General features: G+C 47.8%; 9 protein-coding genes and 1 other RNA gene. 6 read left to right on the forward strand and 4 right to left on the reverse strand.

The features are described 5' to 3' along the window. Positions 1 to 5: 5 nt before the first annotated feature. The 6 genes from BUB18_RS28425 (at position 6) to BUB18_RS28450 (ending at position 5,606) form a co-directional block, all read left to right on the forward strand. Positions 6 to 977: a polyprenyl synthetase family protein gene (locus BUB18_RS28425; RefSeq protein WP_073087704.1), complete on the forward strand. Its 972-nt coding sequence runs from the start codon at positions 6 to 8 to the stop codon at positions 975 to 977. A gap of 181 nt (positions 978 to 1,158) precedes the next feature. Continuing rightward, the gene (locus BUB18_RS28430) at positions 1,159 to 2,784 is read left to right on the forward strand and encodes an amino acid permease (protein ID WP_073087706.1); all 1,626 of its coding nucleotides are present in this window, start codon (positions 1,159 to 1,161) and stop codon (positions 2,782 to 2,784) included. A gap of 47 nt (positions 2,785 to 2,831) precedes the next feature. Continuing rightward, complete coding sequence (locus BUB18_RS28435) at positions 2,832 to 3,308, forward strand: DoxX family protein (RefSeq protein ID WP_073087708.1); 477 nt, start codon at positions 2,832 to 2,834, stop codon at positions 3,306 to 3,308. 255 nt (positions 3,309 to 3,563) lie between these two features. Further along, on the forward strand, positions 3,564 to 4,637 hold the full coding sequence (locus tag BUB18_RS28440; protein ID WP_073087710.1) for a Smr/MutS family protein: 1,074 nt from the start codon (positions 3,564 to 3,566) through the stop codon (positions 4,635 to 4,637). A gap of 112 nt (positions 4,638 to 4,749) precedes the next feature. Further along, an RNA gene (rnpB, locus tag BUB18_RS28445) (RNase P RNA component class A) lies at positions 4,750 to 5,119 on the forward strand. A 67-nt stretch (positions 5,120 to 5,186) separates the two neighbouring features. Beyond that, entirely contained in the window at positions 5,187 to 5,606 is a 420-nt protein-coding gene (locus BUB18_RS28450; RefSeq protein WP_073087712.1) for a DUF4870 domain-containing protein, read from the forward strand. Positions 5,607 to 5,712: 106 nt separating this feature from the next. Here BUB18_RS28450 and BUB18_RS28455 read toward each other — a convergent pair whose 3' ends face one another. The 4 genes from BUB18_RS28455 to BUB18_RS28470 all read right to left on the reverse strand — a co-directional run bounded on the left by BUB18_RS28455 (position 5,713) and on the right by BUB18_RS28470 (position 11,500). Then, a complete protein-coding gene (locus BUB18_RS28455; protein ID WP_073087714.1) occupies positions 5,713 to 7,410 on the reverse strand; it encodes a S8 family peptidase in 1,698 nt (565 codons plus the stop codon). Positions 7,411 to 7,973: 563 nt separating this feature from the next. Beyond that, complete coding sequence (amaB, locus tag BUB18_RS28460; protein WP_073087716.1) at positions 7,974 to 9,500, reverse strand: L-piperidine-6-carboxylate dehydrogenase; 1,527 nt, start codon at positions 9,498 to 9,500, stop codon at positions 7,974 to 7,976. 22 nt (positions 9,501 to 9,522) lie between these two features. Then, complete coding sequence (locus BUB18_RS28465; protein WP_083550969.1) at positions 9,523 to 10,413, reverse strand: DUF1338 domain-containing protein; 891 nt, start codon at positions 10,411 to 10,413, stop codon at positions 9,523 to 9,525. 10 nt (positions 10,414 to 10,423) lie between these two features. Continuing rightward, on the reverse strand, positions 10,424 to 11,500 hold the full coding sequence (locus tag BUB18_RS28470; protein ID WP_073087718.1) for a saccharopine dehydrogenase family protein: 1,077 nt from the start codon (positions 11,498 to 11,500) through the stop codon (positions 10,424 to 10,426). Positions 11,501 to 11,687: the final 187 nt, after the last annotated feature.

Consider the following 11,687-nt stretch of genomic DNA (forward strand, 5'->3'; position numbering starts at 1 on the left):
GAGAAATGCAATCATTTAAAGAGTTAATAGCACAGTTCAGTCAACATTTTGCTCAACAACACTTTCCGGAAGAACCGGCGAAACTGTACAAAGCAGCCAGCCATATCCTGGAAATCGGCGGTAAAAGAATCCGCCCTGTACTGTGCCTGATGGGAAATGAATTATTCGATGAGCTGAATCCCGACGCATTTCACGCTGCCAGCGCCATTGAACTGTTCCACAATTTCACCCTGATTCATGACGACATCATGGACAAGGCCCCCCTCAGAAGAGGCAAACCAACCGTGCATACGGTATATGGTGATACCGCCGCCATACTTTCCGGGGATGTGATGCTGATCACCGTGTATGACCGGCTGAACAAGGTGAATGCGAAATACCAGAAGAAACTGATTACGGTGTTTAATAAGGCCGCAGTAGAAGTTTGCGAAGGACAGCAGCTGGATATGGACTTTGAAGACCTGCAGCCGGAAGAGGTGGACTACGATAAATATGTAAATATGATCGGGCTCAAAACCTCTGTACTGCTGGCTGCCAGCCTGCAGCTCGGCGCTATCATAGGCGGCGGCAGCGAAGGTAACCAGGAACACCTGTATGCCTTCGGTAAAAATGTAGGTATCGCCTTCCAGATCCAGGACGACTACCTCGATGCCTTCGGCGATCCGGAAAAATTCGGAAAGCAACAGGGCGGCGATATCCTGGCTAATAAAAAGACTTTTCTGCTGCTGAAAGCATTTGAGCTTTGCAATGATGCGCAGAAAGCCGAATTAAAGGCTTTGCTGGCCTCCAATCCTGCCGATAAGGTAGAACGGGTACTCCGCATTTTCCGTGACTGCAAAGTAGATAAATGGGCAGAGAAGGAAAAGGAACGCTTCACCACAGCCGCATTCTCACACCTGGAAAAAATTGCCGTACTCAGTAACCGCAAGGAGCCACTGAAGGAACTGGCTGATTTTCTGTTGAATAGACAGCAGTAATACAACTTTTACTTATTCGGGTATAACGCAAGGCCTGCGGCCTTGCGTTATACCCGAATTCATTTGGGCCTACGGCCCAAATGAATTCGGGACAACTGTGGAAGCTTTTTATGGTGATGTAAAATATTTTTTATAACTTTTTCCCATATATTCGCGCCCAAAACTGTAATAATCCTCGCCAATGTCCAATTCGCTTTTTCGTAAAAAATCAATCGCAACAATATTGAGAGATGCCAACAGCGGGTTGGGAGACGGACATGAAAGCGGAATGCACAAAGTGCTGAAAGTGAAGGATCTTACAGCCATGGGTATCGCGGCCGTTATTGGTGCCGGTATCTTTTCTACCATAGGAGAGGCCTCTTTCCACGGCGGTCCTGGAGTATCAGTCCTCTTTATTATCACTGCCATTACCTGCGGCTTCTCTGCATTGTGTTATGCGGAATTTGCTTCCAGGGTACCCGTTTCCGGTAGTGCCTACACTTATTCATATGTAACTTTCGGGGAAATAGCTGCCTGGGTGATCGGATGGTCCCTCATCCTGGAATATGCCATCGGGAATATTGCCGTGGCCATATCCTGGAGCGGATATTTCAATAACCTCCTCAATGGGCTTGGCATAGGGTTCCCCGACTGGCTCACCAATAACTACGACAGTGCCACGCCTGAACTGATGGCTGCCGCCCCGCATATCTTCGGCTTGCCGGTGATTTTGAACCTGCCGGCATTTATTGTCGTGGTCCTGGTGACTTACCTGGCCTTTGTGGGTATACGGGAAAGTAAGCGCAGCGCCAATTTCATGGTGGGCCTCAAAATCCTGGTGATCCTGTTTGTGATCGTGGTAGGATTCTTTTATGTGAACCCGGCAAACTGGTCGCCGTTTATGCCTAATGGTTTCTCTGGTGTATTGAAGGGGGTATCAGCGGTATTTTTCGCTTATATTGGTTTTGATGCCGTAAGCACCACCGCAGAGGAATGTGCCAATCCGCAGCGTGACCTGCCCAAAGGCATGATCTACTCCCTGATTATTTGTACTGTATTGTACATCCTCATTTCATTTGTACTCACCGGTATGGTACCTTTCACCCAGCTGAAAGTGGCCGATCCGCTGGCTTTTGTATTTGATCAGGTAAACATGCCATGGATCAGCTACCTGATTTCCGTGAGTGCCGTGATTGCCACCACCAGCGTATTGCTGGTATTTCAGATCGGGCAGCCACGCATCTGGATGAGCATGAGTCGCGATGGCCTGCTGCCAAAGAAATTCAGCAAAATCCATCCACGTTTTAAAACGCCTTCCTTCGCTACCATAATTACCGGTATTATCGTAGGGGTGCCGGCGTTATTCCTGAACCTGACTATCGTAACAGACCTGACCAGTATCGGTACATTGTTCGCCTTCATCCTGGTATGCGGTGGCGTGTTAATGCTGCCTCCCCAGGAAAAAACGGCTGAAAAGCGCTTCCGGATGCCGTATATTAACAGTCAGTACATTGTACCGATGATCCTGATCGGCACCGGCCTGGTATTCCATAAAGAAATACTGCAGCGCCTGTCCATGGCCGAAGGCTGGAATGTATGGAAGCACAACATCCCTTTCTTCCTGTTCGTCATTGTAGCACTGATCACCATTGTGATGTGTTACCTGCGTAAACTCTCTCTTATCCCGGTTTTAGGCATGCTCAGCTGTTTCTACCTGATGACGGAAATTGAGCTCAAAAACTGGATCGTTTTCTCCGTTTGGCTTATTGCAGGCCTTGCTATTTATTTCCTTTACAGTTATACCCACAGTAAGCTCAGGAAATCATAATTATTCGTAACTTCAGAGTAGCTCTTTGATCCATAAAATTCAATTTTATGAACACGCTACAACGAATCGAAAAATGGGGTGATACACATCATCCTAAATGGCTTAGCGTTGTCCGTATAGCGCTGGGAATTTTCCTGATGTACGTAGGAATCATGTTTGTACAAAACAGAGATGCCCTGGTACGTGTCATCGATGAAAGCCCTGCGCTGGCAGCTATGTCAGTCGGCATCGCGCATTACATTGTATTTGCGCATACTGTAGGTGGATTATTTATTATGATGGGCCTTTTTACGCGCATAGCTGCAGCACTGAACCTACCCGTTCTGCTGGGTGCGCTGATCTTTGTTCACTCGCCAACAGGCCTGTTTAATGTTTACCCGGTGTTAGGCCTTTCACTCCTTGTGATGTTTCTGCTGGTCCTTTTCCTTATTGAAGGCAGCGGCCCCATTTCAGTTGATGACTATATGCGCCGTCATCCGGAAAAGAAGCACAGCCGCAACTATTCTGCGGGCGTCAAAGATTGAGGCTGTTTTCATACAGGCCTTCACGTTAGACGGGTTTGTTAACCCTGTCTTATTACTGCCGGTAATCTACCTTCCTGCAGCTTTTATTGCTTTGTGTCAGCCCCTTACATACTACCCGCACCGCATCCGCGCAGTGCGCAACCCATACATATGACAGCATCGTGTCATTGGAAAATCGCTTTGAACTCACCTTCAATCATCTTCCCCTCTCTATCTTTAAAATAAAAAAATTAGCTTTGCGTCAAGAATGCAATTATGAAATACGAAATTGGAGATAAAGTTCTGCTGCTCAGTTCCAAAGAAGAAGGGACCGTGGTGGAAATCGTGAACGATAATATGGTGATGATAGAAGTGAAAGGCACCTCTTTCCCGGTATACCTGGATCAGATAGACTTTCCCTACTTCCATCGATTCACCAAAGAGAAGCTGGTTAAACCACAGCCCAGGTTGATTCCGGGAGATGAGATTAAAGTGAACCGCAGCAAATATGAAGATCTGAAAACAGATAAAGGGATGTTCGTTTCCGTACTTCCCGTATACCATCACGATGGTTTTGATGAAACCATCAAGCTGATGAAATTCCATCTGTTTAATGATACCCCGCATGCCATGCGCTTTTACTTCCAGGTATGGCTGGCCAATAAACTGGAACTGGAGATCAAGAATGAAATCCATCCGTACAACCATTTTTATCTGACGGATCTGCACTTTGAATCGTTGAACGACAACCCGCGCTTCGAGTTTACCTTTGTGCTGAAAGATCAGCAGCCGAATCTGGCATCTTCCGTTAAAAAAACATGGAAGATAAAAGCCAAACAGATGTTTAGCCAGCTGGAAGAGCTGCGGACCAAAGCAGAAGCCACACTTACGATTCCTCTGTTTGAGAAATTCCCGGATAAGTCGGAAGAAACGCCGCCGCCGGCTCCCGCTGCAACCTCCTCTGCTGCCGCCCCGGGTAAAAAGCAGGGTGCCAATAAGATTGTAGGCACCGGTACCATGGCCAGTTTGCTGAGTAAGATCCAGTTGCAGCCTGAAGCAGCGCTGGAGCCTAAACACGAAGTAGACCTGCACATTGAGAAACTTGAAAAGAACTGGAAAGGGCTGAGTAATATCGCCATCCTCGCCATTCAGCTCAATGAGTTTCAACGCTACCTCGACCTCGCCATCACCCACAAGCAACATCATATGGTGGTGATACATGGGGTAGGCAAGGGCAAACTGAAAGATGAAATTCATGCCATCCTGCGGCAAACACCGGAAGTGGCAAACTTTGTAAATCAATACCATGCGCGATATGGCTATGGTGCTACCGAGATAAATTTCAGATAGCAATTTAATTTATATTATAGAAGTCAATACAGGTAAGGGATTGAGGCTACTGAAAGCTTCAATCCCTTTTCTGTTAATGGTTTGAATATTCTTTTCCTTACCTTTGCAGTCAACTACAAACCGTGCTATCGTCTTTCAGACTTGAGCTGAAAGAAGGAAAGTCTGGACAGCGCAGAGCAACGCACCACCTAACGGGTGGGCCTGTTCGCAAGAGCAGGACAGCCAGTGCCACAGAAAATGACCGCCGGGCAACCGGTAAGGGTGAAAATGTGGGGTAAGCGCCCACGGTATAGGCAGGCAACTGTTTATGCGGGTAAACCTTGCGTGCTGAAATGCCATGTATACGGTCGCTCGAGGGCTGCTCGCCCGATGACCGAGGGTAGGCAGATACAGGCGATGTGCGAGCATCGTCGTAGATAAATGATAGCAGTTCTCCGGCTTGCCGGAGTTCACAGAATCCGGCTTACAGGTTTGTAGTTTTTCTTTACACTGTTTGTATATTACAGCATTAGCCTTTAACTTCTTCTAAATTTATAATCCTACTAACTTATGAACGAAAGAGACGAAAGAACCTGGGCCACCCTGTTGCATATTGCCGGTGTATTTGCCTACATATTCCTCAACTGGGGATGGGCTGGAAATATAGTGCTGGTACTGGTATTGTGGTTGATCAAGCGCAATGATTCCGCTTTTGTGGAAACAGAAGGTAAAGAAGCGCTCAACTTCCAGATTACGATCAGTCTTGCTTCCGCCGCAGTGATGATCATCAGCGGAATCACCTCCGGTATCTGGGCGATCGGAACGGGTTTGTTTAATGGCCATTTCGACTTTACACAGGCTGGTTTTCGTTGGCTGGGACTGTATTCCTTACTCAAGGTGCTGAACCTGATTTTCTCTATCCTTGCTGCTGTGGCGGTTAATAAGGGAGAGCACTACCGGTATCCCGTGTGTTTGAGGTTGGTGAAATAATTACTTCTGATTCTTTAGAAAGGAAAAGGGAAAGTGCTATAGGCACTTTCCCTTTTCCTTTTTGTACCATCGCTCAAGGCGACGGTACAAAATATTTTTACGCGAATTAGTTCTTCCTAACCGCCTTCATTTTAGCTTTCGGTTTCTTAGGTTGTACGCGTTCACCTTTAATGGTGGCTGCGAGTTTCAGCGCTTCATAGCTATTAATCAAACCACCGGTTACAGATAAGTCTGCGAAGGCTACCTGAGTATCATCCGTACCTGGTTTGTTCACCATCACACTACCATCAGGGAGTGGGGTCGCACTTTTTTCCAGGACATATTTCAGTTGTTTTGCAGTAAGATCCGGGTAGTAGGAGAGTACCAGTGCTGCTACACCTGCTACTACCGGAGATGCCATACTGGTGCCGCTTGCAGCGCCATAGGTATTGCCACCCGGAATTGTAGAGTAAATCTGTACGCCTGGTGCAAAAACATCTACACCTTCTTTACCGTAGTTAGAAAAACTGGCCACTTTATCTTTACCGCGGCCGTTGCTGATAGCACCTACCGTAATGAAGTTGCTGGCTTTGCCACCGGTGAGATAGTTAGGATTAGGGTAGTTAGGTACAGAGTCGTTATTCTCACCGTCGTTGCCGGCGGCATGTACCAGGAGTACGCCTTTTTCTTCTGCATATTTTACGGCATCATCCACCCAGGCTTTGTGCGGGGAGAAGCCTTTCCCGAAACTCATGTTGATGATCTGTGCGCCGTTGTCCACCGCATAGCGGATGGCCAGGGCCACATCCTTATCGCGCTCATCCCCGTCTGGTACAGCTTTCACTGCCATGATCCTAACGTTATCGGCTACACCGTCCATGCCTACGCCGTTGTTGCGTACTGCCGCGATGATGCCGGACACGTGGGTGCCATGGAAGCCGAATTTACCCATCACGTCGTTGTTACCGTATTTGCCATCGGTGATGTCTTCAAATTTATCACCTACAATCTTTTCCCGGTTTGCGTTTGGCTGCACATCCGTGCTTTCTGCCTTGCGTTTGATTTCGCTGATGTATTCGTCAAATTCGGATTTGAATTCGTTGAAGCTGTCCGGCATATCATCCCCGGAGGATTTCAGCAGGCGTGACACGAAGTTGCGCGCCAGCAGTACGTCCTGACTGGTGGTTTGAATACTGTCCAGTTGTGCTACGTTGAAATCTTCCTTACCGAGGTAGTTCTTCAGGATGGTAGCACATTTGTTGAGGTTGTCCTGCAGCTTGGACATGGTTTTATAAGAAACCTTGTACTGAGAAGAAGGCTTTTCCACTTTTGCCTGCAGGCGCTGCCAGTACGCGTACTCCTTAGAGTCCTTGCTCAGGGCGGAATCCGGGTTGATGTACAGCTGTTTGTAGCGGTAGTACTCACGGGTCGCTTCGTCAGAGTCTTCTTTGAGACTGTTGCCGTCTTTACCGCCCAGGAAGTTCCAGCCATGGATATCGTCGATGTAGCCGTTACCGTCATCATCTTTCCCGTTGTTAGGAATTTCTTTGCGGTTGGTCCACAGCACAGGCTTGAGGTCTTCATGGGTAGTATCGATTCCCGAATCGATCACCGCAACAATCACCGGTGTACTTTTTTTGCCTTGCAGCAGTTGTTTGTAGGCTTTTTCAGTAGCAGTACCGTAAACAGAGTCAGTATCGTAACTTAACAACTGCCAGTTTTTAGGCACTGGGGTTTTGCTTTGCGCAATGGTTTTGGTATTCAGCGCAGTCGTCATCGCTACACATACCACCGCGACTGCTATCTCCCGACTAAACGATTTCATGTCCAACATTTTCCCGATATAAGAGTAAAATAAACTAGATAGGTTAAAGGTATGGAAAAAGCGGTATAACATTAAAATTTAATGATAAACGCGCAACTTACTAGTTGACTGGTTATAATCTTACCTGAATAATGATATTAATAAGCTAATATATATTATGATTTTTATTAAAATAATAATTGAATGCTTATGTAAAGCATTTTCAGTTACAGAATGATTACTGCCGTAGCACAAACGTTGAATATGAATATTCAAAAATAAGTATCATATTTATGGTCTGAAGAGTATATGATAGCGTCCCTGCTATCAGATATTTTTCTCATAAGCATGGTTTCCGTTTAACGAAAAGCGGGGTTCTCTAGCCTCGCTACTATTTTTGAAATCATGTCACGTTGATGTATGTAGAGACGCGTTTACCGTGTGGGTCATACGAGATGGCCGGAGTAAACGAACCGTTTATCAACCGCTTTTAAAAATCTGATCGGGCAGTAACCACCTGAAATGAAATTAAAAGCTCCGACGCAAAGCGTCGGAGCTGGAGAAAAAAGAAATTCCACCTTCCTTTACAGATCGAACTTGATACCTTGTGCCAGTGGCAGTTTGGTAGAGTAGTTGATGGTATTTGTTTGCCTGCGCATATACGCTTTCCAGGCATCGGAGCCACTTTCACGGCCACCGCCGGTTTCTTTCTCCCCGCCAAAAGCACCGCCAATTTCCGCACCGCTGGTACCAATATTGACGTTGGCAATGCCGCAGTCGGACCCGGCAGCAGATAAGAATTCTTCTGCCTCGCGGAGGTTCAGCGTCATAATAGCAGAGGAAAGCCCCTGTGGTACATCATTCTGGAAGGCAATACCTTCTTTCAGCGTTTGGTACTTCATCACATACAGGATAGGTGCAAACGTTTCATGCTGCACAATCGCGAAATGATTTTGTACCTCCGCAATGCAAGGCCTTACATAGCAACCGGTTTCATAACCCGGACCTTCGAGCACGCCACCTTCCACAAGGAATTTGCCTCCCTGCGCGCTGATCTGTGCAATACTTTTCAGATAAGCATTTACTGCATCTTTATCGATGAGCGGGCCTACGTGATTATTTTCATCCAGCGGGTTACCAATGCGCAGTTGAGAATAGGCTTTTACCAGTCGCGCAATAAACGCATCGTATACTTTTTCGTGAATGATGAGCCGGCGGGTACTGGTGCAGCGTTGTCCGGCGGTACCTACCGCCCCAAACACTGCGCCTATCAGTGCCATATCCAGATCCGCATGTTCGGAGATAATAATGGCGTTGTTGCCGCCCAGCTCCAGGATGGATTTGCCGAGCCGCGCCCCTACAGTAGCGGCCACCTCTTTACCCATGCGGGTGGAGCCGGTAGCGGAGATCAGTGGTACACGTGGATCTGCTGCCAGCCATTCTCCGGTTTCGCGACCACCGACTACCAGGTTGCATACGCCTTCCGGTACCTCGTTGGCAGCAAATACGGTTTCGACTATACGTTGACAAACGAGTGCCGTTACCGGTGTTTTTTCAGAAGGTTTCCAGATACAAACATTGCCACAAACCCATGCCAGCATGGAGTTCCAGCTCCATACCGCCACGGGAAAGTTAAAAGCAGAAATAATGCCGGTGATACCGAGTGGATGCCACTGTTCATACATGCGGTGGCCGGGCCTTTCGGAGTGCATAGTAAGGCCATGCAGTTGTCGCGACAAGCCCACAGCGAAGTCGCATATATCAATCATTTCCTGAACTTCGCCGAAGCCTTCCTGCAGGCTCTTACCCATTTCATAGGATACAAGCCGGCCCAGGTCGTGCTTATGTTTGCGCAGGGCTTCACCGATCTGGCGTACTATTTCGCCGCGGCGCGGCGCAGGCCACTGCCGCCAGGTTTTAAATGCTTCATGGGCTGTCACCACCACTGCATCGTAATCCTCCCTGCTGGCGCCCCTGATGGTGGCAATTGCTTTTCCATCCACAGGAGATACTGAGGTGATCTCAGCGCCGCCACCTGGCAGCCAGTGTTTACCGGTGCTAACACCGCTTTGCTTACCGGTAATACCCAATGATTTTAATATCTCTTCCATGATAATAATGTCTCTCTTAAATTTAAGAACTTTTTTTCGTCTGGGTGGAGTAGGTACTTTCGAAGATCTTATCGGCGTTGCCGGCCTCAAAGCCCTCCCGGCGGTGCTCCCGGCGTATTTCACTGGCCGGCAGCGATGCAAATTCAGGCAGCACCCTGCGCTCCGCAAATTCCACATAGGAACCGGCAATTTTATAGGTTTCCCCTCCTGCGAATTCCGCCTCGATCATGCGGGCAACTGTTGAGCTTTGCAGCAGGTTGCCGTCCGGACTAGCCTTGATTTTACCACCAGCATCGTTGAGTACAAACCCATGCTTTTCGAGGAAGGCGTTGAAGCCCGCTGCGGTGTTATAGCCTGCGGGCAGGTTATGTACACTTACAGTGAAGTGGTTGAGGTAATAGCGGTTATAGATCACCCAGGCAGCGTATTCACTTTCGGCTGCAAGGGTTTTAAAATCCTCCAGGGTAGGCGTGCGCCAAAGTCCGCTGTGAAGGAAGGTGTCCACCGCTTTGCTGTCATCCAGATTGAGTGCATCAACAGGATCGCTTTTTACATCATCGGTATAGCTGTGAATAATACGCTGTGCGGTTTCGCTCAGGTCATTTACCCGCAGTTCACTGATGAAGATACGGGGATACTGTGGCTCCGGTGGCGCATACCACCATGCATCCAGCTTTTTACCGGCAAAGTAGTAATGTTCTCTTTTGGTATAGCCGTAGTGTAAAAAAATTTTCTCCAGCGACTGTACACCCAGGTGGGGTACGCCCATGGTACGGAAAGCGATATGATCGTTTTCAATGTCGGAGGCCTTTGCAATGATACCTTCTCCGATCATAGCATCAATAACGGCAGCTACATCCGGAACACGTTCCTGGTAGCGGCTCATGAGGCCATGTAAAATCTCGCTAAGCATAACAATCTGTTTAATTCCTGTTGTAATAAATCGCAAATCTGTTGTTGATCAGGTCCTGGAAGTATACGTCTTCCTGGCGGATAAAGCCTTTGGCGGGCAACTTGCCGTTTGCATGCAAATCAATGACTGCACAGGCAGCTCCCGCGGTGGTCAGCTGAATGGCAGTAAAATCTCTCCCATTTACCTCCTGATTATAGATTTTCCTGGAGTAGGAGCGCTGCACATAACGGCCATCTATCTTGCCGGCAACCGATACAAATACCAGCACCACATCTTGCGGGGTGAAAGGTATGCTATCCTCCATAATTTCTTTCAAAACCTGCCGTTTTTTGTTCAATTTTAACTCATTCAATAAAATCTTCATAAGTTGACAATGCCCAGGGTAACGCACTGTTTTGTAATTCAGGCTGCTCACGCGTCCATCAAGGATTTCAGCTAATGCACCGAGTCCGCCGGAGGTGTTAAATGCTTCATATTCCACACCATCCAGGGCAAATTTTTCGAGACCTTCCATAGGCATCACTTCCTTGCGCTGTCCTTCGTCAATGGCGTCGCAAGGGTTACAATATTCGTTGATCAGTCCATCCGTGCTCCAGGTAAGGTTATACATCAGGCTGTTGGTAGGAAACTGTGGCAGGGCACCTACGCGCAAACGAACGCTGTCCAGCTGCTCAAATTCCCTGGCAATATCATGTGCGGCAATGCTGATGAAGCCGGGTGCCAGCCCTGATTGCGGCATAAAGCTAACACCGGCTTTTGCAGCTATATCACGGATAGCATTGGTGGTAGCCACGTCTTCTGTCAGGTCGAAATAATGGGTGTTAGTGGCAGCTGCCGCTGTGGCAATTTTCACATTGAGAAAGTAGGGGCAGGCACTCAGTACCATGTCTTGCTGCTGCAGCGCTGCGTTTAGCGCAGCTTCGTCGTTTACATCCAGCTGTAAACCCGTAACGCCAGGGGAGAGGTGCGCTTCCAGCATGGCGGGGTTGTAGTCGGCCATAGTAACCTGATAATCGCCGGAATTTTGCAGTAAGAATGCGGCTGTTTCGCCGATCTTGCCGGCACCGATGATGATGATCTTTTTCATTTGATGGAATTGGTGATGATTAAATATTTTTTCGCGCAAGGTTGGTTAAGTTTTAGGCGCCTTCGGCGCCTGGAAGAGCGGTCTTTTTTTCTCGCAAAGATTCTGTGTTTATAAACAAGAATAAAATTATTAAATTTGTGTTTTAAGGCGGCATAAGCCAGCCTGCTTAGAGAGTTGTACTAGTACA

Origin of the sequence: Chitinophaga jiangningensis (genome assembly GCF_900142605.1) — a bacterium.
In the GTDB taxonomy this organism is placed as follows: Bacteria; Bacteroidota; Bacteroidia; order Chitinophagales; family Chitinophagaceae; genus Chitinophaga; species Chitinophaga jiangningensis.

Excerpts from the sequence above, each read along its gene's own strand:
- BUB18_RS28425 (WP_073087704.1), top strand. The coding sequence starts at position 6 with ATGCAATCATTTAAAGAGTTAATAGCACAGTTCAGTCAACATTTTGCT.
- BUB18_RS28430 (WP_073087706.1), top strand. The coding sequence starts at position 1,159 with ATGTCCAATTCGCTTTTTCGTAAAAAATCAATCGCAACAATATTGAGA.
- BUB18_RS28435 (WP_073087708.1), top strand. The coding sequence starts at position 2,832 with ATGAACACGCTACAACGAATCGAAAAATGGGGTGATACACATCATCCT.
- BUB18_RS28440 (WP_073087710.1), top strand. The coding sequence starts at position 3,564 with ATGAAATACGAAATTGGAGATAAAGTTCTGCTGCTCAGTTCCAAAGAA.
- BUB18_RS28450 (WP_073087712.1), top strand. The coding sequence starts at position 5,187 with ATGAACGAAAGAGACGAAAGAACCTGGGCCACCCTGTTGCATATTGCC.
- BUB18_RS28455 (WP_073087714.1), bottom strand. The coding sequence starts at position 7,410 with ATGAAATCGTTTAGTCGGGAGATAGCAGTCGCGGTGGTATGTGTAGCG.
- amaB (WP_073087716.1), bottom strand. The coding sequence starts at position 9,500 with ATGGAAGAGATATTAAAATCATTGGGTATTACCGGTAAGCAAAGCGGT.
- BUB18_RS28465 (WP_083550969.1), bottom strand. The coding sequence starts at position 10,413 with ATGCTTAGCGAGATTTTACATGGCCTCATGAGCCGCTACCAGGAACGT.
- BUB18_RS28470 (WP_073087718.1), bottom strand. The coding sequence starts at position 11,500 with ATGAAAAAGATCATCATCATCGGTGCCGGCAAGATCGGCGAAACAGCC.